Below are 19,133 nucleotides of genomic sequence, written 5' to 3'. Positions count from 1 at the left end.
GTGTGACTGGAGCGACTTTAGGCCATGGCGTCGTGTTCGGGCAGTCATGCTAAAGTGATTGCATGGTTGATAAACTGAAAGCGCGCACCGAGCCCCTGTTTGCTCGTATCCCGGCGAGTCTGAAGCGGAATCTGGTCGCCTCGGCGCAAGCGCGGGGAGTGGGCGTAGGCCAGGAGCTCGCCCGTCTTCTCGGGGAGCGCTTTGAATCCGGGTTGTCGGCATCGTTACAGCGCGGGATCGACGAATTCGGTCGTGCTCAAAGGGCCGAGCGAGCAGTGTGGCTCGAGAAATATCAGGTACTTCTCGAGGCGCATGTACTGGAGTGTGTAAAGGCGGCACAAAACGGCGATATTTCCGCGCTCGTCAAGCTCGGTGCCGATGTCCGAGCGGCCCGGCGAAATCGTCAACGTGGCCTTGCCGGGTTGAACTCCAGAATTGAAGCGCGAAAGCGCGAGTCGTTACAGGAACAGGCGGCAAAGGACGAAGCTGCGAGGGTTCGACAAAATTCCGCATTCGACACAGGCGGGCCTATCGAGGATTTTCAACTGCCTCCCGAGGAGCGGAGGCGGAGAAATCTGATCGCGCAGTTGGAAAAAATGCCGGTCGGCACTAAAAAGAATCTGGCTTTGCAGCTTGGGTGGCGTTCCATGTCTCGCGTAAGTCACATACTGACTCCCAAAGGGAAGAAAGGGCATCGGCCGATTTCCGCCGCGCTCGCAAAGGAAATTGCAAAAATTCTCGAAATCGATGTTGAGGTGCTCAACAAAATTGAGCCGAATCGTGACCTCGCGGCAATACTTCACCATGTCGACAAGCTGGAGAAGCTCTTCGATGACATTGCAAATGTCGGGCCTCGTTCCAGGTGAATGTCCGCACATGGCATACGCCTGACGGACTTCGCATCGCGGACCAGCCATTTCCCGTTCCCGTTTGTCTACGGCCGCAACGATTCGAGCGTGCCGTTTTACGGTGCGAAGGTCTTCCTGTCCGATATCGAGCAGGTTCTGTCCGCTTCCCCGATGCTGCACGACGCAATCAGCACCTTCCAGGTCGCCACCAACGAAGATGCGTACCTGACGAGCTTCCTGCACGTTCATCTCGAACGGGCGTCGACCAGTGCGCCGATACCGCTTGAGGACGCAGTACTGCATGCCGAGATGTTCGAGGGTATGAAACGCGTGAATCACGATTTTCGTGAGGTATCGAGACTGTTCGATCCGACGCAGGTGATCGTGCATGTGCACGGTCACGATACGGGCCGTTTCAGGGGCGCGATATTCGGATCAAGAACAAGGACATCGCGTGAGAACGGGAGGAGGATGGGTTCGCGCTGCGTCGCTTCGCCTCGCCTCGCGTCGCGCCGAGCCGAGCCGAGCCGAGCCATCCGGCGTATTCCCCTGTCGCTCTCCCGGTCCGGCAGCCTCGGCTGATCGTCCGCGAACTTGAACGTCGACGTACGCTCCCTCTCGTATGAGGGCCGGATCGATGCAGGCACTCCAGCCGGAATGTGGCTTTTACTGGACAGCTTGTCAGCTTCCGGATTTTCGATATAATGAATCAACGTTCGGAATGTCGAACGTGAGAGTTCAAGCATCCAGAGTCGGGTTTCCCGACGCCAACCTGCCCTCCCGGGCAAGGTGGACGCCCTCGAGGCGATGCGGCCGATTGACGGCAACGAAACGGGAGCAGCATGGCTGGCACCGGTTCGATAACCATTCATCCGGAGCTACCATGAGCCAAGTTTCCTCCGCTTCCCGCCCGACCGTCTGTGAAGACTGGTCGCACTTCCTTCCCGGTTTCACGTTGACGCATACGGTTCATCTCGTTTCGAGACGGAACCCGGGCATCGTCTCGACCGCGGCGGCCGTGCTCGAAGGGGAAACGGCTACGGTCGATCGGTGGGCCATCACCCGCTGTGGTGACGTTCTCGAACAGAAGATCGTGCTCGGCGAAATGACGGAAGGGCAAGCGGTTCGGCTGCGTGAGCGGCTTGCCGCGCTGGAGGGGGTGCTCCGGACTCGGGTGGAGCACCATTTCGTGAGGGCGGCGGCGGCCGGAAGCACGCCGGAGAGCAGCCACTAGGCGACGCATGCGCATCGTCGCTGTATCAGCCGACGAGGGGGAGAACTCGCCCCCTCACTCCACCGTCACCGACTTCGCCAAATTCCTCGGCTTATCAATATCCGTCCCCCGCGCCAGCGCAGCGTGATACGCGAGCAGTTGCATCGGCACCGTATGCAAGATCGGCGACAACGGCCCGTAATACTCGTTCAGCCGAATCACCTCGATCCCTTCACTTGGCACCAACCCACAGTCCACATCCGCAAACACAAAAAGCCGTCCATTCCGCGCACTGACCTCATGCATGTTCGACCTGAGCTTCTCGAGCAGCACGTCGTTCGGCGCAACCGCAATCACCGGCATTTCATTACTCACGAGCGCGAGCGGCCCATGCTTCAACTCCCCGGCCGGATAAGCCTCCGCATGAATATAGGAAATCTCCTTCATCTTCAGCGCGCCTTCCAACGCGATCGGGTAATGCATCCCGCGCCCGAGAAACAGCATGTTGTCGCGCCGCGCGAGCAACTCCGACCACGCCATGATCTGCGGCTCCAGCGCGAGCACCTTCGACATCGCATCGGGCAGATGCCGCAGCGCCCGCAGATGCTCCTTTTCCGCATCGTCGCTCAACCGCCCGCGCACCTGCGCCAGTGACAACGTCAGCAGGAACAGCGCAACGAGTTGCGTCGTAAACGCCTTCGTCGAAGCCACACCGATCTCCACCCCCGCACGCGTCACGAACTGCAGCGCGCATTCGCGCATCAGCGCACTCGTCGCCACGTTGCAGATCGCGAGCGTATGCATCATCCCGCTGCGTTTCGCGACATGCACGGCGCCGAGCACATCGGCCGTCTCGCCGCTCTGCGATACCGCAACCACCAGCGTGCGCGGATTCGGCACACTGTCGCGATAACGAAACTCGCTGGCAATCTCGACGCTCGCCGGCAGCTTCGCGATGCTTTCGATCCAGTACTTCGCGGTCAGCGCCGCGTGATAGCTGCCGCCGCACGCGAGCAGCAGCACCGAATCGACGTCGTTGAACACACGCCACGCGCCGTCGCCGAACAGCTCGGGCATGATCGACGAAACGTCGAGCAGCGTATCGGCCACGGCCTGCGGCTGCTCGAAGATCTCCTTCTGCATGTAGTAGCGATACGATCCGAGATCGGCCGCGCCGCTATGCGCGGCGACGCGTTGCACCGTGCGCTCGACGCGCTGGCCGGCCGCGTCGACGATCCAGTAGCGATGCAACTGAATGTCGGCGACGTCGCCGTTCTCCAGGTAGGCAATGCGATCGGTGATGCCCGACAGCGCAATCGCGTCGGACGCCAGAAAATTCTCGCCTTCGCCGACCCCGACGACGAGCGGCATCCCGTCGCGCGCGCCGACGATCCGGTGCGGCTCGTCGCGGCACATCACCGCGATCGCATAGCTGCCGCGCAGTCGCGCGACCGCGCGCCGTACCGCGTCGAACAGGTCGCCGTCGTACAGGTGGTCGATCAGGTGCGCGATCGCCTCGCTGTCGGTCTGGCTCGCGAACACATAGCCGTGCGCCTGCAATTCCGCGCGCAGTTGATCGCAGTTTTCGATGATCCCGTTGTGCGACAGCGCGATGCGCGCATTCGCGTCGCTCGGCGAGAAGTGCGGATGCGCGTTGAGCGTGACGGGCGCGCCATGCGTGGCCCAGCGCGTATGCGCGATGCCCGTGTAACCGGACAACGCCAGCTCGGCGATCTCGCGCTGCAGGTTCGCGACGCGATCGACGCTGCGGGCGCGCGCCAGCGCCCGGTCGCGGTAGACCACGACGCCGCACGAATCGTAGCCGCGGTATTCGAGCCGCTTCAGGCCGTCGACGAGGTTCGGCAGGATGTCCCGCTGGGCAACCGCCCCGACAATTCCACACATATCGCGCTCCGTAAATGTCCTGTCTGGATCAGTGAGAGCGATGGTAGAACCACCTAAATGGAATTAAATTTCAAAAAATAACGAACAATGAAACGAATGGTGGATCGTCTATCATGTTGAAATTAAATTTCAATCTCTGACGGGAAGGAGTGGCCGATGGCCGGCATCACCCTCGACGATCTCGACCTGCGCATCCTCGCGATCCTGCAGGACGATGCATCGGTATCGAACCTGCAACTCGCCGAGCGCGCGCTGTCGTCGCCGCCCACCTGTATGCGTCGCGTGCGGCGGCTGACGGAGGCCGGCGTGATCCGCCGGCAGGTCGCGGTGCTCGACCCGGTCGCGATCGGCACGGCGGTCACCGCGTTGATCGAGATCAGCCTCGACCGGCAGACGGCCGAAGACTACGACGCGTTCGAAGCGTACGTGTGCGCGGAGCCGGCCGTCACGCAGTGCTATCGCGTGTCGCCGGGGCCCGATTTCGTCGTGATCGCCGATCTGGCCGACGTCGCCGAATACGACGAATTCGCGCGGCGGCTGTTCACCGGCGCATCGAACGTCCGCAACGTGCGGACGTTTTTCTCGACGCATCGCGCGAAATTCGAAGCGAACGCGCGGGTCGCGCATGCGATGCGCCAGCGCACCTAGCGTGCGGTAACCGCGTCGTTCGTCCCGCCTCACGCAGCCGGGGCCGCGCCCGCCAGTTGCAGCGGCTTGCCGTATCCGAAGCAATGCGCGGGCTCGGGAAACACGCGCTGCCGCACGTCGTGCGCGTACTGGCGGATCGCGTCGCGCATCACCGCGTTCGCATCCGCGTAACGCTTCACGAAGCGCGGCGTGTACGCATCGAACGCGCCGATCATGTCCTCGGTCACGAGCACCTGCCCGTCGCACGCTGGCGATGCGCCGATGCCGATCGTCGGGATCGTCAGCGTTTCGGTCAGATGGCGCGCGAGCGCTTCGGCGGTGCCTTCGATGACGACGCCGAACGCGCCGGCCCGCTCGGCCGCGCACGCGGCGTCGAACACCTGCGCGGCCGAACGCGGGTCCATGCCCTGCGCACGGAAGCCGCCCGTCGCGTTGGCCTGCTGCGGCATGAGGCCGACATGCGCCATCACCGGAATGCCGCGATCGGTCAGGAAGCGGATCGTGTCGGTCATCTCGCAGCCGCCTTCGAGCTTTACGGCCTGCGCGCCGGTTTCGGCGAGCAGCCGCGCGGCGGAGCGATACGCCTGCGCGGGCGATTCCTGGAACGTGGAGAACGGCAGGTCGACGACGACGCACGCCTGCGCGGCGCCGCGCACGACGGCGGCCCCGTGTGCAATCATCATGTCGAGCGTGACGCGCAGCGTATCGGGCATCCCGTACAGCACCATGCCGACGGAGTCGCCGACGATGATCACGTCGGCCACGTCGTCGACGAGTTTCGCCATCGGCGCGGAATACGCGGTCAGCGACACGAGGCTGCCGATGCCTTTGGTCGAGCGGATCGCGGTGACGGTCTTGCGGGTGATGCGGGTATGAGCGCTCATGAGCGGAAGCCGTGTGAAAAAGGAGCCGCCACGGTAGCATCGCGCTCGTTCGTGCAATGACCTTCGGAGGACGTCTTATGTTGCTGGCGGGACAACCCGGCGACCCTTACGCGGTGCCGCCGATGGCGCGCCTGCCGCGGCCGCTGTACGTGCGGGCGTTCGGCATTCCCGGCAACGCGAGCGTCGATGCGCACAGTCATCCGTGGGCCCAGCTGATGTATGCGACGAGCGGCGTGCTCGAGGTGACGACGCCGTCGGGCCGGCAACTGCTGCCGCCGCACTACGCGATGTGGATTCCGCCGCACGTGCCGCACGCGGTGTCGACGCGCGATTGCGTCGCGTTTCACAGCCTGTATCTCGACGAAGCCATCGCGCGCCGCGACGTGAACGACGATTGCACGATCCTCTGCATGACGCCGCTGCTGCGCGAACTGATGATCGCGACCGGCGAGTTGCCGGTGAATTACGACGAGGCGGGGCCGGACGGTGCGCTCGTGTGCCTGATCGCGGACCGGATCGCGCGCATGCAGCCGGCGCCGCTCACGGTGCCGCTGCCGCGCGATCCGCGCCTGCTGAAAATCGCGCGCGCGTTGCACGCGGCGCCGGGCGACACGCGCAGTCTCGACGAATGGGGGCATCAGGTCGGCGCGACGCGGCGCACGCTGTCGCGGCTGTTCCGGCAGGACACGGGGCTGTCGTTTACCGAATGGCGGCAGGCCGTGCGGCTGCTCGCATCGCTGCCGCTGCTCGATGCGGGCGCGCCGATCGGCACGGTGGCCACGCAACTGGGTTACGACTCGACGTCGTCGTTCATCGCGCTGTTCCACGCGAAATTCCGCGTGACGCCCGGCGCGTATGCGAAGCGTGAAGCGCGCCGGCCGGTGTTGAGCGCGTGATGCGTTCCGCCGATCAGAACGCGAGCGCGTGCTGCATCGGATGATGCACACCGCGTGCAAGTTCTGCGCCTTCGAGCGACAGCAGCGCACGTTTGCGATCGATGCCGCCTGCATAGCCGGTCAGGCTGCCCGATGCGCCGACCACGCGGTGACACGGCACGATGATCGACACCGGATTGCGGCCGACCGCACCGCCCACGGCGCGCGCGCCGCTCATCGGCAGCCCGACGCGCTCGGTGATGTCGCCGTACGACACGAGTTCGCCGAACGGAATCGCCAGCAGTTCCTGCCATACCCGCCGCTGAAACGCGGTGCCGCGCAGGTGGATCGGCACCGAGAACGTGTCGCGCGCGCCGGTGAAGTATTCGGCGATTTCTTCCGCGACCTGGCGTGCGATGGGCGATGTGGCGAGCGCATCCGCTTCGCGCACGATCGCCAGCGACGGGAAGTATTTCTGGCCGACGAAGTACAGGCCGGTCAGCGCATCGTCCTCGATGCGCACGGCGATGTCGCCCAGCGGGCTCGGAATCAGATGAGCGGGCGTCATCGCAACCGCTCTCCATGAAGGCGCCACACGTGCAGCGCGGCATACGCGCGCCACGGCGCCCAGCGTGCCGCATGCGGCGCCGATGATGATACGCGCGTGCGCTCGGTGCGGCCGGGCAGCCACGCGTCGTCGGCGGGGAACGCATTCGGCCACGCCATCGCGCGCATCGCGACGTACTGCACCGCGCGTTCGTCGAAGCCGGGCAGCGCGCGCAGCGCGGCGAGCGTTGCGTCGAGCGGCGCCATCGGTTCGAGCGCGAGCGTGCCGTCGCCGACCGCGCGGGCGAGCGACACGATCGCGTGCGCCGTGTCGCGCTCGATGCCGATCGTTTCGAGGACCGAAGGCGGTAGCGCCGCCAGCGTCGCGGCGCAGGGCAGCGCATGCGCGAGGCCCGGCGGCGCGCCATCGACCGGATTGCCGAAGCGTGCCGCGATCCGTGCGAGCAGCGGCGTATCGGCCTGCGCCGCCGCAAGCTGCTCGCCCGCGATGGCACGGATCGCCATCTCGAGGCCATCGAACGCGCCGGGCACGCGCAGGCCCGGCGAACCGTTCGCGAGATCGCCGAGATGCGCATCGATCACGTCGGGGCGGCTGTCGAGATCGAACAGCCGGCGCACGCGCGCGAGCACGGCCGGCACGACCGGCGTCAGCGCGGGCGACACGGTGACGGCGAGCGCGAAGCGCTGCGGCACGTGCGCGACGGACAGCCAGCCGGCCACGCGTCCGCCGTCGTTCCGGTTCGGCAGTTCGACGATGCGTGTATAACCGCGCGCGTCGATCCGCTCGACGCCGTCGATCTGCCGCTGTGCGAGAAAGCGCATCAGGTCGGCCCACGCGAACGGCGGCCGGTACGGCAGCGGGAAGGTCATGTCGCCGTCGGCCGACGCGCCGGCTCCTTTGCGCAGCCGCAGCGGATTGAGGCCATAGCGCTGGCGGAACAGGTCGTTGAAGCGCCGTACGCTGCCGAACCCGGCCGTCGACGCGACGACGGCCACCGGCAGCGCGGTATCGGTCAGCAGCCGCTTGGCCATCAGCAGCCGCTGCGTCTGCGCGAACTCGACCGGCGACACGCCGAATTGCGCGCCGAAGATCCGCCGCAGATGGCGTTCGGTCACGCCGACGCGCCGTGCGAGCGCCGCGACGGAATGCGCGTTCAGGAAACCGTCGTCGATCAGCGTCGCGGCCGCGTCGGCGAGATTGCCGGACAGGTCGAGCAGCCCGTGGCCGGGCGCGAGCTCGGGGCGGCAGCGCATGCAGGGCCGGAAGCCGGCTTTCTCGGCGGCCGCGGCGGTCGGGTAGTAGCTGCAGTTTTGCGCTTTCGGCGGCTTCACCGGGCAGACCGGGCGGCAGTACACGCCGGTCGTCGCGACGCCGACGAAGAACCAGCCGTCGAAGCGGCGGTTCCGCGAAAGCAGGGCGTCGTAGCAGGTGTCGGGATCGAGGCGCATGGGGCGACTGTAAACCATCCTCGCGGTCGATTCTGGCTGGAATCGGACATGTGTCCTGGCGGCCGCGCGCCCGTCGGTCCGCAGCGGGAAAATCAGGGGAAAAACGGTTAATACCAATCTGCGAAACAGTCGTCTCTTTTGCCGTGCCGAATTTGAGATGACTCATCGAAATCCCCGACTGACACGGCGCCGGCACCCGTCCTATCCTTTGAAAAACGTTTTCCAGATGGAGCGGCGAAACGGGCCGTGCGCCGCAGCGCACCGCCGTTCGCCCCGGCGCCGGTCGCCGGTCAACGAACTTCGTGCGGCGCGACGGGCGCGACCGTGCATCGGAGACATTCATGCCCTCTGCCGTCGTCGGCGCCGTGCGCGCGGCCGCCAGCCGTTATCGCTGGACCGTCTGTGCGCTGCTGTTTTTCGCGACCGTGATCAACTATATGGATCGGCAGATCCTCGGCCTGCTCGCGCCGATGCTCCAGCACGACATCGGCTGGAGCCAGGTGCAGTACGGCCGCATCGTGATGGCGTTTTCGGCGTTCTATGCGCTGGGCCTGCTCGGCTTCGGGCGCATCGTCGACTGGCTCGGCACGCGCGTGTCGTACGCGGTGGCGATGCTGGTATGGAGCATCGCCGCGATGCTGCATGCGGCGGTCGGCTCGGTGACGGGCTTCGCATTCGTGCGCGCGCTGCTCGGCATCGGCGAGGGCGGCAACTTCCCGGCCGCGATCAAGACCACGGCCGAATGGTTTCCGCGTCGCGAACGCGCGCTCGCCACGGGCATCTTCAACTCGGGCGCGAACATCGGCGCGGTGTTCGCGCCGGCGATCATCCCGGCGATCGCGGTGGCCTACGGCTGGCGCGCGGCGTTCGTGATCATCGGCGCGATCGGTATCGTATGGCTCGCCGTATGGCTCGCGATGTATCGCACCGCCGACACGCGCGCGCTCGCCGCGGAATACGACGAGCCGCGCGACGAAGCCGAAGCGCTCGACGCGGCGAACGCGGACGCCGGCGCGCCGCGCTGGGGCGAGCTGATCCGCAAGCGCGAGACGTGGGCGTTCCTGGTCGGCAAGTTCCTGACCGATCCGGTGTGGTGGTTCTACCTGTTCTGGCTGCCGAAGTGGCTCAACGAGTCGCGCGGGATGGACATGCAGCACATCGGCTTGCCGCTCGTCTGCATCTATGCGCTGACGACGGTCGGCAGCATCGGCGGCGGCTGGCTGTCGTCGATGCTGCTGCGCGCCGGCTGGAGCGTGAACCGTGCGCGCAAGACGGCGATGCTGATCTGCGCATGCTGCGTGCTGCCGATCGCGTTCGTGTCGCAGGTGCAGAGCCTGTGGGTCGCGGTGCTGATCGTCGGCCTTGCCGCCGCCGCGCACCAGGGCTGGTCGGCGAACCTGTTCACGACGGCGTCCGACCTGTTCCCGCGCCGCGCGGTCGCGTCGGTGGTCGGCATCGGCGGGATGGCCGGCTCGATCGGCGGCGTGCTGTTCTCGGAAGTGATCGGCCAGGTGCTGCAGCGCACCGGCCACTACTGGGTGCTGTTCGCGATCGGCGCATCGGCCTACCTGATCGCGCTGGCCGTGATGCACGGGCTCACGCCGAAGATGAAGCCCGCGAAGCTCGACGCGTGATCGCGTATCGGCAAGCGAAAACGCCGCCCTCGGGCGGCGTTTTTTGTGGGCGGGGAAGCCGGGTGCCGCGAACGCGTCAGCCGGCCGGGGCCGTCGACGCGCGCATGATCAGCCGCGGCTCGAACGTCGAGTAGCTCGCGTCGGTGCGCCCCGCGAGCGCGTCGATCAGCTTCTGCATCGCGAGCTCGCCCATGTTCTCGCTCTGGATGTCGACGGTCGTCAGCGCGGGCGCCGCGTATTCGCCATACGGCACGTTGTCGACGCCGGCGACGGACACGTCCTGCGGCAGCCGGAAGCCGAGCGACGCGGCTTCCTTCATGAAGCCGAGCGCGATCAGGTCGTTGTAGCAGATCACGGCCTGCGGGCGCTGCGGCCCGAGCATCACGCGCGAGCACGCGCGCTCGCCGGCTTCGGCGGTCGGCGCATGCGCGTCGTGCACGTCCAGCGTGAGCCCCGCTTCGGCGAGGCAGTCGCGCGCGCCCTGGATCCGTTCGTCGTTCACGCGTGCGGTGCCGAAGCCGAGATACGCGATGCGCGTGTGGCCGAGGTTGAGCAGATGGCGCGCGAGCATGTACGTCGACAGCCGGTTGTCGATGCCGACGCTCGGAATCGGCAGGCCCGGGCTGCGACGCAGCAGCACGAGCGGCTTGTTGAGGTCGAGCATCCAGCCGGCTTCCTCGTCGGGCATCCGCGTGCTGACGATCAGCCCGTCGACGCGCTGCGCGAGCGCCTCGATCAGCGAGCGTTCGCGCGCCTGGCTCTCCTCGGTATCGACGAGCAGCAGCGTGTAGTCGTGCTGCAGCGCGACGCGGTTCGCGCCTTTCACCACGTTCGTGAAGTGCGGGTTGCTGATGTCGAGGATCACGAGGCCGATCGTGCGCGTGCGGCCGGTGATCATCGAACGCGCGAGCGGGTTCGAACGGTAGCCGAGCCGCTCGATGGCTTCCTTGAGCCGGGCCTCGACGGTCGGCGAGAAGCGCTGCGTGCCGTTCACGTACTTCGATACCGTCGCGACCGACACGCCGGCTTCCGCGGCCACGTCGCGGATCGTCGGGGAAACTTTTTTCATCGGAAGGGTAACGTTTTCGTTCGATAACGCCGGATTGTGGCAGAAAAAGCCGGCGCGCGGCCAGCCGTCGATATCGGGAAAGTGCGGATGGCTGCGAACGGGTTCGACCATTGACGTTCGACGGCGCGTCCGCGTATAGTTGGAAAACGTTTTCCGCTTCAGGTCAGATCCAAGGAGATTCGATGAACGCCTCATCCACCGCCGCGCGCAAACCGTTCGGCCGCCTGCTGCTGACGGGCGCGGCCGGCAACCTCGGCCGCCAGTTGCGCGGCGCGCTCGCCGACTGGGCCGACGTCGTGCGCGTCAGCGACATCGCGGCGCTGGACGACGCGGCCGCGCATGAAGAAATCCGCGTGGTCGACCTGGCCGACCGGCCGGCCGTGATGCAGCTCGTCGACGGCGTGGACGCGATCGTCCACCTCGGCGGCATTTCGGTCGATGCGCCGTTCGACGATCTGGTCGGCGCAAACATCACCGGCACGTACAACCTGTACGAAGCCGCGCGCAAGCACGGCGTGAAGCGCGTCGTGTTCGCGAGCTCGAACCATGCGATCGGTTTCCATCCGGTCACGGAAGTGCTCGACGCCGATGCGCCGCTGCGCCCCGACAGCCTGTACGGCGTGACGAAGTGCTTCGGCGAATCGCTGTCGCGGTATTACTTCGACCGCTTCGGGATCGAAACCGTATGTCTGCGGATCGGCTCGTCGTTCGAGGTGCCGAAGAATCCGCGGATGCTCGTCACGTTCCTCAGCTATCGCGATTTCATCGAGCTCGTGCGCTGCTCGCTGCTGACGAACCGCGTCGGGCACGCGATCGTCTACGGCGCGTCGGACAACCCGGTGAAGTGGTGGGACAACACGAAGGTCGGTTTCCTCGGCTTCCGTCCGCGCGACAGCTCCGAACAGTTCGCCGGGTTGTTCCCGGTGACGGCGCCGACCGCCGAGTACGACGATCCCGCACAGCGGTTCCAGGGCGGTGGATTCGTCGTCGGCGAGCCGATGGAGCGGAAGGCGTCGTAAGCGGTGCCGGCATCGCCGGCGTCATGATTCAGCGCAGGATGTCGGTCGCCTTGTGCCGTTCGTCGACACCGTCGATCAGGATCAGCGGGCCGCTCGCGTGTCGCGCGCGCAGCGGCTGGATCTGCCGGTACGCATCCGATTCGTACCATGCGCGCGCCGTGCCGAGATCGGGAAACGCGATCGCGATCAGGTCGCCGCGCCATTCGCCTTCGCGCACTTCCGGGCGTGCGCCGTGAATCACGAAATGGCCGTCGTACGGCGCGAGGGTGCCGTCGATCCGTTCGAGGTATTCGACGATGTCGTCGCACATGTCGACGTCATGCAGGTGGGCGATGGCGTAGGCGGTCATGGCGGGCTCCTTGGCGTGATGCGGTTCGAGAGTCGATGGAGCCATGATCGCGGCGCGGACGGCGCGCGTCGATTACCTGCGACGTAAGCAAATCCTCGCAGCCGCGCCCGCCTCGCCGCCGGCCGGCCGCCGTCAATGCTTGCGGCAAGCCGGATCGTTGTTGCGCCGCTCGGCGGAATCGCACCAGTAACTCGGCCGCCACGCTTCGAACGAAACGGCCTTTGCCGCATTCGCACGCGTGACGCGTACCGGGTCGGCCTTCAGCGCATCGCCGTCCTGCTCGTAGTTGAATCGCCAGTTCCGGAACACTTCGCGATGGAACAGCCACGTGCGATGCGCGACGTCATAGCGAAACGTCACGCGGTCGCGCCAGTGGTTATGGCCTGCGAATACGCCCTGTTCGACGGTGAACATGCGAGGCTCGATCGTGAGTGCGTTCTCGGCGACGCCATCGAGATACGGGTCGCCCATGCCGCCTTCGTCGGCTTTCATGATCACGGTGTCGTTGCGGGCCGCCAGCCGGTAGCGTCCGTTCGGACCCTGCAGGAAGATCAGCAGCGGACGCAGCGACGGCGTCTGCATCGAATCGCCGGGCTGATGCGCGACGACGACGTAACCGTTGCGCGTGCCGTCGGTCAGGCGCCCCGATGCGGCATCCAGCGCTTCGTAACCGGCGGGCAGTTGCGCGACGATGTCGGCCGGCAGATCGGAGGTGTCCGGGCAACGGATCGACGAATGCGTGTCGTCGCACGTCGACGCGAAGGCACTGCCGATGCCGAACGTCAGCAGTACGGCGATGAAAAATCCTTTGATACGGGGGATCGTCATGCGGATACGGTCGTGAGGGTGCTCGGCGGAAGACGGCGCGCATGCGGCGACGCGTGTCGCCGCAGCGCCGGTTGATCGATGGGTGACGCAGTGTAGCCGGTCACGCGCGCTTGCGCGCCGGCCGCACCACAGGGACGGACTCCAGCGGCTGGCTGGCCTGCTCGCAGAGCCGGTCGAGCATCCGCTGCGCGGCGCCCGCGCAATCCTCGCCTTCGGGCTTGTTCTCGATTTCGTCGATCAGCGTCTCGAGGTGCTGCCGGTTCTGCGCGAGACGCCGTTCGAGCAGCGCGATTTCGTCGACCTTGTGCCGCAGCGCGACCAGCAGTTCGTCGTGCGGCCATGCGCCGAGATCGGGCGGCAGCACCGCGCGAATCTCGTCGAGCGAGAAGCCTGCGCGCTGCGCGCGATCGATGATCGCGAGCCGCGTCAACGCTTCCGGCCCGTATTCCCGATAGCCGTTCGCCTGGCGGCGGGCCGGTTCGAGCAGGCCGCTCGCTTCGTAGAAGCGGATGCGCGACGCCGCGAGGCCGCTCGCCTTCGCCAGTTCGCCGATTTTCATGATGGGCTCCAAAAGGGCTTGACCTTAAAGTTGACTTTAAAGTTATCGTTGGGCATCGTCAATCGAGGGTGTCCACCATGAATCTGTTTGCGCCGCTCACACTGCCCAACGGGGCGGTGATTCCGAACCGTCTGGCCAAGGCCGCGATGGAAGAAAACATGGCCGATGCGGACCACGCGCCGTCCGACGCGTTGCTGCGCCTGTACCAGGCGTGGGCCGACGGTCGGGTCGGCCTGATCCTGACCGGCAACGTGATGGTGGACGGCCGCGCGATGACGGGGCCGAACGGCGTCGTGCTCGAAAGCGACGCGCATCTCGACCGGTTCCGCCGCTGGGCGCAGATCGCGCGCTCGGGCGGCGCGCACGTATGGATGCAGATCAATCACCCGGGGCGCCAGATGCAGGCGGCGCTGGGCCAGACGACGCTCGCGCCGTCGGCCGTGCCGCTCGCGCTCGGCGCGCTGTCGAAGCAGTTTCCGGTGCCGAAGGAGATGACGGCGGCCGACATCGCCGACGTGCAGCAGCGCTTCGTGCGCGCCGCGCAGCTCGCGGAGCAAAGCGGCTTCACCGGCGTGCAGGTGCACGCGGCGCACGGCTATCTGCTGAGCCAGTTCCTGTCGCCGCTGACCAATCGCCGCCAGGATCAGTGGGGCGGCAGCATCGAGAATCGCGCGCGCCTGCTGCTCGATATCGTGAAGGCGGTGCGCGCGACGGTGTCGCCGGCCTTCGTTGTCGCGGTGAAGCTGAACTCGGCCGATTTCCAGCGCGGCGGCTTCAGCGCGGACGACGCGAAGCGGGTGGTCGAACTGCTGAATCCGCTCGGCGTCGATCTCGTCGAACTGTCGGGCGGCAGCTATGAAGTGCCGGCGATGCAGGGCGAGGCGCGCGACGGGCGCACGCTCGCGCGCGAAGCGTACTTCCTCGAATTCGCGCGCGACATCACGGCCGTCGCGCGGATGCCGCTGATGGTCACGGGCGGCATCCGGCGCCGTGCGGTGGCCGAGCAGGTGGTGAACAGCGGTGTCGCGATGGTCGGCATCGCGACCGCGCTGTCGATCGACCCGAACCTGCCGCGCGACTGGCGCGCGGGCAAGGACAGCGCGCCGGTGCTGCAGCCGATCCGCTGGAAGAACAAGGCGCTGGGCGCGCTGGCGAACATGGCCGTCGTCAAGTTCCAGCTCACGCGGCTCAGCGAAGGGCGTCGCACGCATCCTCGGGTGTCGCCGCTGCGCGCGCTGGTGCGCCAGCAACTGGCCGCGCAGTGCCAGACGCGGCGCTACCGGAAGTGGATGGCGGGCCCGCGCGCGTGACGGGCCGTTTCGGGCGGGCAGCGGCGAGACCGGAAGCTGACCGACCCGCCGCCGCGCACGCATCGGCGGACGCGTTGCGCGGCGGCGCGCCGCATCAGAACCGGTAGTTCGCCAGCAGCTCGAACCGCCGGTCGTTGCCGAGCAGATACTGCGTCTCGTTGTAATACGCGGACTGCACGTAGCGACGATTGAAGACGTTGTACGCGCGGGCGGTGATCGTCGTGTCCTTGCGCGGCTTCCACGCGAGGCCGAGGTCGACGGTCGTGTACGACGGCATCACGAGCTGGTTCGCGGTGTCGGCGAACCGCTTGCCCACGTACTTGACGCCCGCGATGCCGGTCCAGTCCGGCGCGAAGCGCCAGCTCACCCACAGGTTCGCGAGCCGTTGCGGCACCGACACCGGCACGTTACCCGCGCGCGACACCGTCGCGCCGCCGGACGACTGCTGGAAATCGTCGTATTTCGCGCGCAGGATCGACACGTTCGCATCGACGCGCCAGTCCTTCGCGATCTCCGCGCCGACCGTCGCCTCCAGCCCGCGCGACGACTGCTGGCCGACCTGGATCGACTGGTTCGGATTCACCGGGTCGGCCGTCAGGAGGTTACGCTTCACGATCCGGTACGCGGCGAGCGTCCATTCGGCCTTGCCGTCGAGGAACGACTGCTTCACGCCGATCTCGATCTGCCGGCCGGTCGCGAGCGTGAAGCTGGCCTTCGACGCATTCAGCGACAGCAGCGAGCTGACCGGATCGGCCGCGACCGAATACTGGCCGTATACGGCGAGGCCGGGCCGCACGTCGTACACGGTGCCGATGCGCCAGCCCGTGTTCGCGAATACCTTCGTGAACGCGCCGCCGTTCACGAGATCGTCGCGGTTCACGCTCGCATGGTCGTAGCGCAGCCCGCCGATCACCGACCAGCGCGGCGTGATCTCGAGCCGGTTCTCCGCGAACAGTGCGTACTGGTTCGACTGGCTGCGGTACTTCGGAAACGTGCCGGCCGTGTTGATGAAACTGCCCGGATCGACGTTGAACGGATCGACCGTCGACGTGCCCGCATACGGCGAATTGTTGTCGTGCTGGAACGTCGTGTGGTTGAACTCGACGCCCGCCGAAAACGTGTTGCGCATCCCGAACAGCGCGCTGCCGACGGTGGCCGTCGTCACGTTGCCGTATTGTTCCTGGTCGTGAAAGATCTCCGTGTAGCTGCTGCGCCGCACCTGCGCGCTCGACGGCAGGTACGTGTAGTACTCGGCGTCCTTCCAGTGACGGTTGCTCTTCATCCGGTACAGCGTGCTCGTCACGTTCAGCGCGTCGCTCGGCTGCCAGTTCGCCGAGACGGTGGCCCAGCTGTCGCGGAACGCGATGTCGGCGTCGCCGACGTTGTAGTTTTTCTTGTCGAGCGCGCGATCGCGCGCACCGTCGACGAGCGGCACACCGAAATACTGCATCGGATGCATGAAGCCCTGCGCATACGACGCCGTCACGTACAGGTCGGGCGTCACGTCGTAGCGCAGCGCGCCGGACACCGACAGGTTGCGCGAGTCGCCGCGATCGACCCAGTTCGACGAGCGGTTGCCGCTGACGTCGAAGCGGTACGACAGCTTGTCGTTGATCGCGCCGCCGCTGCCGAACGCGGCGCGCGCCGTGCCTTCGGTGCCGCCGCCGACCTGCAGCTCGTTGCGGATCGGCGTGCGCGTCGGCTTCTTCGGCACGATGTTGACCACGCCGCCGATCGCGCCTTCGCCGTAGATCACCGAAGCGGGGCCGCGCAACACGTCGATGTGGTCGACTGACCACGTGTCGAACGGGAACGTGACGCCGATCGCGCCGTACGGGCGCATGCCGTCGTAGAGCTGCGTGACCGACGACGCGCCGACGAAGCCGCGCGCGGCGAGCTCCGAGTTGCCGTTGCCGGGATGCGGCGACGCGCTGATGCCGGCGGCGCGGCTCACGGCGTCGATGATCGAGTTGTCGCCGCGCGTGTCCAGCGTCGCGCGGTTGATCTGCTCGACGCTCGCGGGCGTTTCGAGCGGCGACAGCCCGAGATGGCTGCCGGTGTCGAGCGGTTGCGTCAGGGCGGGCGCCTTCTGCGCGTCGACGCGAATCGGCGCGAGCGTGGCGCCGGCACCGTCGACGCCGCGTTCCTGTGCGTGGGCCTGCCCGGCCGGCGAGAGCGCCGCGAGCACGGCGGCGGGCAGCATCGATTTGAACTTCATTGTTTCGGTTTCCTTCGAATGGGGGAAGCGCTTGCGTCGATCACGCCGCGGCGCGGCCGAACAGCAGCCGGTCGAGCAGCCAGACCGCGACGATCGTCAGTCCCATCAGCGGGAACACGATGCCGAGCAGCACGAGCCCGGCGATCCAGCCGCGCATCGGCGGCGTGCCGCGTTCGCGCGACGGTGCGCCCAGCGTCCCGGCCGGGCGGCGCTTCCACCACATCACGGTGCCCGTGACGGCCATCGCGGCCAGCCCGAGCGACAGCACCGCGCAAATGATCTGGTTCGCGAGGCCGAAATAGCGGCCCATGTGCAGCGACGTGCCGTACGACACCGCTTTCGATACCGCGCCGTAGTCGCCATAGCGGATGTCCTTCAGGACCGCGCCGCTGTACTGGTCGACGTAGATCGTGCGTTCGGCCTTCGGGTCGGCCGGGAAGTACGACGCGGTGAACACGCCGTCCGCGCCGGACGGCAGCGCGAGCGTGTAGCCGCTCGTCACGCCGAGCCCGGCGACGATCGCGATCGCGCGGGCCAGCGGCAGCGGCGCGGGCGTCGGCGCGGACGGCGAATGCGGCACGGGCACGTTGCCGACCGCCCACGGCGTTTGCGGCAACGGCAGGTCGTCCATCACCATCCCCGGCATCGATTCGCCGGAATCGTGGTGATGGCCGGACGGCGCGGTGGCCTGCGCAGGCGCCTGCCCGGCCGTCGCGGCGGCACCGGGGCGCGTCGAGCGTACCGACGCGCCGCCCCATGCGCCTTCCGGCGCGCCGAGGTTCACGGTCGCGGCGAGCGCCTTGAAGTTCTTGCCCCACGAGCCCGACCACGGCAGCCCGGTCAGGATGAACGCGACCGTGCCGGCCGCGAGCCAGATGCCGGCCGTCGCATGAAGGCTCTTCCACAGCGGCCGGCCGCGCAGCGACAGGTCGGGCCGCAGCGCGCGCCCGACGCGTGCCGCGCCGCGCGGCCACCACAGCGCGATGCCGGTGCCGATCATCACGAAGGTCCAGCAGGCGGCGAGCTCCATCAGCCACTCGCCGGTCTTGCCGAGCAGCAGCTTGCGATGCAGCATCCGGTCGACCTGCATGAAGCGGTTCTCGACGCTCAGCGTGCCGAGCACGCGGCCGTCGTACGGGTTCACGTACACGCTCTCGCGGCTGCCGTCGCGCAGCCGAAAAACATACTCGGCGCTGCGGTCCGGCGCGGTGGCGACCTGCACGGATACCGGCGTCGCGTCGGCCGGCATCGCGGTGCGGGCGCGGGCGAGCAGCGTGTCGGCATCGAGCCGCGGCGTCGCGCGCGGTTCGACGACCAGCCGGTGCGGATACAGCAGCGGCTCGATTTGCGGCTGGAAGCAGTACAGCGTGCCCGTGATCGCGAGAATCACGAGAAACGGCATCACGAACAGGCCGGCGTAGAAGTGCCAGCGCCAGAGCGTCCGGTAACCGGCGCTGGCGGAACGGGCGGGCGCGACGGCCCGATCGACGGTGGTCGACATGGTGTGAACTCCTCGTATGCGTCGAGCGGCGGGACCGGCGCGGGCCGGCGGCCGTCAACGTGCGTCGCACCCGCGTGCAGGCCGCACCGCGGCAGGCGGCGCGGCACGTTGCGCGGACGATGCGCAGGGCGGCGTCGCCCGCGCGATGCGGGCTGGCGGGTGAACGCGTGAATCAGGTCGGGTGAAACGAACGGCGTGAACGCGCGTGCACGTCGACGTGCATGCGCCACGGGGCGGAACGTTCAGCAGAACCGAGG

At 67.1% G+C, this 19,133-nt stretch carries 18 protein-coding genes and 1 riboswitch; of the genes, 8 read left to right on the top strand and 10 right to left on the bottom strand.

Going from position 1 to position 19,133, the window contains the following annotated elements; all coding sequences use genetic code 11:
- The first annotated feature begins 62 nt into the window (after positions 1-62).
- From H0X95_RS36015 to H0X95_RS23450, 3 genes are all read left to right on the top strand, one after another.
- Positions 63-866, top strand: coding sequence for a hypothetical protein (locus H0X95_RS36015; RefSeq protein ID WP_012493105.1), 804 nt, complete (start codon positions 63-65; stop codon positions 864-866).
- Positions 867-1,430 (top strand): hypothetical protein, encoded by a 564-nt coding sequence (locus H0X95_RS23455; RefSeq protein WP_059722316.1) that lies wholly within the window; start codon positions 867-869, stop codon positions 1,428-1,430.
- Positions 1,431-1,585: 155 nt separating this feature from the next.
- A riboswitch (SAM-I-IV-variant riboswitch) is annotated at positions 1,586-1,689 on the top strand.
- A 42-nt stretch (positions 1,690-1,731) separates the two neighbouring features.
- On the top strand, positions 1,732-2,082 hold the full coding sequence (locus tag H0X95_RS23450; RefSeq protein WP_012493106.1) for a hypothetical protein: 351 nt from the start codon (positions 1,732-1,734) through the stop codon (positions 2,080-2,082).
- Positions 2,083-2,136: 54 nt separating this feature from the next.
- On the opposite strand, the gene glmS is transcribed toward H0X95_RS23450, so the two are convergent.
- Positions 2,137-3,966, bottom strand: coding sequence for a glutamine--fructose-6-phosphate transaminase (isomerizing) (glmS, locus tag H0X95_RS23445; RefSeq protein WP_059722318.1), 1,830 nt, complete (start codon positions 3,964-3,966; stop codon positions 2,137-2,139).
- A gap of 156 nt (positions 3,967-4,122) precedes the next feature.
- On the opposite strand from glmS, the gene H0X95_RS23440 reads away from it, so the two are divergent.
- Positions 4,123-4,614 carry an Lrp/AsnC family transcriptional regulator gene (locus H0X95_RS23440; protein ID WP_006495781.1) on the top strand — a complete coding sequence of 164 codons (492 nt, stop codon included), beginning with the start codon at positions 4,123-4,125 and terminating at the stop codon, positions 4,612-4,614.
- A 29-nt stretch (positions 4,615-4,643) separates the two neighbouring features.
- Here H0X95_RS23440 and panB read toward each other — a convergent pair whose 3' ends face one another.
- Positions 4,644-5,498 (bottom strand): 3-methyl-2-oxobutanoate hydroxymethyltransferase, encoded by an 855-nt coding sequence (gene panB / locus H0X95_RS23435; RefSeq protein ID WP_048984266.1) that lies wholly within the window; start codon positions 5,496-5,498, stop codon positions 4,644-4,646.
- A 77-nt stretch (positions 5,499-5,575) separates the two neighbouring features.
- Here panB and H0X95_RS23430 point away from each other — a divergent pair, with 77 nt between their 5' ends.
- Positions 5,576-6,394: an AraC family transcriptional regulator gene (locus H0X95_RS23430; protein WP_059722319.1), complete on the top strand. Its 819-nt coding sequence runs from the start codon at positions 5,576-5,578 to the stop codon at positions 6,392-6,394.
- A 13-nt stretch (positions 6,395-6,407) separates the two neighbouring features.
- Here H0X95_RS23430 and H0X95_RS23425 read toward each other — a convergent pair whose 3' ends face one another.
- On the bottom strand, positions 6,408-6,941 hold the full coding sequence (locus H0X95_RS23425) for a methylated-DNA--[protein]-cysteine S-methyltransferase (protein ID WP_006495779.1): 534 nt from the start codon (positions 6,939-6,941) through the stop codon (positions 6,408-6,410).
- The gene (locus H0X95_RS23420; protein ID WP_059722321.1) at positions 6,938-8,407 is read right to left on the bottom strand and encodes a DNA-3-methyladenine glycosylase 2 family protein; all 1,470 of its coding nucleotides are present in this window, start codon (positions 8,405-8,407) and stop codon (positions 6,938-6,940) included. The genes H0X95_RS23425 and H0X95_RS23420 overlap by 4 nt, the downstream gene beginning before the upstream one ends.
- Before the next feature lie 323 nt (positions 8,408-8,730).
- Here H0X95_RS23420 and H0X95_RS23415 point away from each other — a divergent pair, with 323 nt between their 5' ends.
- Positions 8,731-10,023 carry an MFS transporter gene (locus H0X95_RS23415; protein ID WP_034178276.1) on the top strand — a complete coding sequence of 431 codons (1,293 nt, stop codon included), beginning with the start codon at positions 8,731-8,733 and terminating at the stop codon, positions 10,021-10,023.
- A 76-nt stretch (positions 10,024-10,099) separates the two neighbouring features.
- Here H0X95_RS23415 and H0X95_RS23410 read toward each other — a convergent pair whose 3' ends face one another.
- Complete coding sequence (locus H0X95_RS23410) at positions 10,100-11,203, bottom strand: LacI family DNA-binding transcriptional regulator (protein WP_006484546.1); 1,104 nt, start codon at positions 11,201-11,203, stop codon at positions 10,100-10,102.
- Between the two features lie 71 nt (positions 11,204-11,274).
- Here H0X95_RS23410 and H0X95_RS23405 point away from each other — a divergent pair, with 71 nt between their 5' ends.
- Entirely contained in the window at positions 11,275-12,111 is an 837-nt protein-coding gene (locus H0X95_RS23405; protein ID WP_006484602.1) for an NAD-dependent epimerase/dehydratase family protein, read from the top strand.
- A gap of 28 nt (positions 12,112-12,139) precedes the next feature.
- On the opposite strand, the gene H0X95_RS23400 is transcribed toward H0X95_RS23405, so the two are convergent.
- From H0X95_RS23400 to H0X95_RS23390, 3 genes are all read right to left on the bottom strand, one after another.
- Entirely contained in the window at positions 12,140-12,460 is a 321-nt protein-coding gene (locus tag H0X95_RS23400) for a DUF1330 domain-containing protein (RefSeq protein ID WP_059722322.1), read from the bottom strand.
- A 132-nt stretch (positions 12,461-12,592) separates the two neighbouring features.
- A complete protein-coding gene (locus H0X95_RS23395) occupies positions 12,593-13,288 on the bottom strand; it encodes a hypothetical protein (protein WP_059722324.1) in 696 nt (231 codons plus the stop codon).
- Positions 13,289-13,388: 100 nt separating this feature from the next.
- Complete coding sequence (locus H0X95_RS23390; protein WP_059722326.1) at positions 13,389-13,847, bottom strand: MerR family transcriptional regulator; 459 nt, start codon at positions 13,845-13,847, stop codon at positions 13,389-13,391.
- A 77-nt stretch (positions 13,848-13,924) separates the two neighbouring features.
- Here H0X95_RS23390 and H0X95_RS23385 point away from each other — a divergent pair, with 77 nt between their 5' ends.
- Entirely contained in the window at positions 13,925-15,157 is a 1,233-nt protein-coding gene (locus H0X95_RS23385) for an NADH:flavin oxidoreductase/NADH oxidase family protein (RefSeq protein ID WP_059722327.1), read from the top strand.
- Positions 15,158-15,251: 94 nt separating this feature from the next.
- Here the strand turns inward: H0X95_RS23385 and H0X95_RS23380 are convergent, their stop codons facing one another.
- Complete coding sequence (locus H0X95_RS23380) at positions 15,252-17,375, bottom strand: TonB-dependent receptor (RefSeq protein WP_059722329.1); 2,124 nt, start codon at positions 17,373-17,375, stop codon at positions 15,252-15,254.
- A gap of 40 nt (positions 17,376-17,415) precedes the next feature.
- Positions 17,416-18,876, bottom strand: a complete 1,461-nt coding sequence (locus H0X95_RS23375) for a PepSY-associated TM helix domain-containing protein (protein ID WP_059722330.1) — start codon at positions 18,874-18,876, stop codon at positions 17,416-17,418.
- Positions 18,877-19,133 lie beyond the last annotated feature (257 nt).

It is taken from the genome of Burkholderia sp. 9779_493, from assembly GCF_015712215.1.
In the GTDB taxonomy this organism is placed as follows: domain Bacteria; phylum Pseudomonadota; class Gammaproteobacteria; order Burkholderiales; family Burkholderiaceae; genus Burkholderia; species Burkholderia cenocepacia.
Note: the sequence above shows the minus strand (reverse complement) of the source record. Positions and strands in the feature narration are given on the sequence as shown.

What these genes read in the sequence shown, in the direction of transcription:
- H0X95_RS23425 (WP_006495779.1), bottom strand. Translation starts at nt 6,941, where the DNA reads ATGACGCCCGCTCATCTGATTCCGAGCCCGCTGGGCGACATCGCCGTG.
- glmS (WP_059722318.1), bottom strand. Translation starts at nt 3,966, where the DNA reads ATGTGTGGAATTGTCGGGGCGGTTGCCCAGCGGGACATCCTGCCGAAC.
- H0X95_RS23380 (WP_059722329.1), bottom strand. Translation starts at nt 17,375, where the DNA reads ATGAAGTTCAAATCGATGCTGCCCGCCGCCGTGCTCGCGGCGCTCTCG.
- H0X95_RS23400 (WP_059722322.1), bottom strand. Translation starts at nt 12,460, where the DNA reads ATGACCGCCTACGCCATCGCCCACCTGCATGACGTCGACATGTGCGAC.
- H0X95_RS23420 (WP_059722321.1), bottom strand. Translation starts at nt 8,407, where the DNA reads ATGGTTTACAGTCGCCCCATGCGCCTCGATCCCGACACCTGCTACGAC.
- H0X95_RS23450 (WP_012493106.1), top strand. Translation starts at nt 1,732, where the DNA reads ATGAGCCAAGTTTCCTCCGCTTCCCGCCCGACCGTCTGTGAAGACTGG.
- H0X95_RS23430 (WP_059722319.1), top strand. Translation starts at nt 5,576, where the DNA reads ATGTTGCTGGCGGGACAACCCGGCGACCCTTACGCGGTGCCGCCGATG.
- H0X95_RS23405 (WP_006484602.1), top strand. Translation starts at nt 11,275, where the DNA reads ATGAACGCCTCATCCACCGCCGCGCGCAAACCGTTCGGCCGCCTGCTG.
- H0X95_RS23385 (WP_059722327.1), top strand. Translation starts at nt 13,925, where the DNA reads ATGAATCTGTTTGCGCCGCTCACACTGCCCAACGGGGCGGTGATTCCG.
- panB (WP_048984266.1), bottom strand. Translation starts at nt 5,498, where the DNA reads ATGAGCGCTCATACCCGCATCACCCGCAAGACCGTCACCGCGATCCGC.
- H0X95_RS23390 (WP_059722326.1), bottom strand. Translation starts at nt 13,847, where the DNA reads ATGAAAATCGGCGAACTGGCGAAGGCGAGCGGCCTCGCGGCGTCGCGC.
- H0X95_RS23395 (WP_059722324.1), bottom strand. Translation starts at nt 13,288, where the DNA reads ATGACGATCCCCCGTATCAAAGGATTTTTCATCGCCGTACTGCTGACG.
- H0X95_RS23410 (WP_006484546.1), bottom strand. Translation starts at nt 11,203, where the DNA reads ATGGTCGAACCCGTTCGCAGCCATCCGCACTTTCCCGATATCGACGGC.
- H0X95_RS23440 (WP_006495781.1), top strand. Translation starts at nt 4,123, where the DNA reads ATGGCCGGCATCACCCTCGACGATCTCGACCTGCGCATCCTCGCGATC.
- H0X95_RS23455 (WP_059722316.1), top strand. Translation starts at nt 867, where the DNA reads ATGTCCGCACATGGCATACGCCTGACGGACTTCGCATCGCGGACCAGC.
- H0X95_RS23375 (WP_059722330.1), bottom strand. Translation starts at nt 18,876, where the DNA reads ATGTCGACCACCGTCGATCGGGCCGTCGCGCCCGCCCGTTCCGCCAGC.
- H0X95_RS36015 (WP_012493105.1), top strand. Translation starts at nt 63, where the DNA reads ATGGTTGATAAACTGAAAGCGCGCACCGAGCCCCTGTTTGCTCGTATC.
- H0X95_RS23415 (WP_034178276.1), top strand. Translation starts at nt 8,731, where the DNA reads ATGCCCTCTGCCGTCGTCGGCGCCGTGCGCGCGGCCGCCAGCCGTTAT.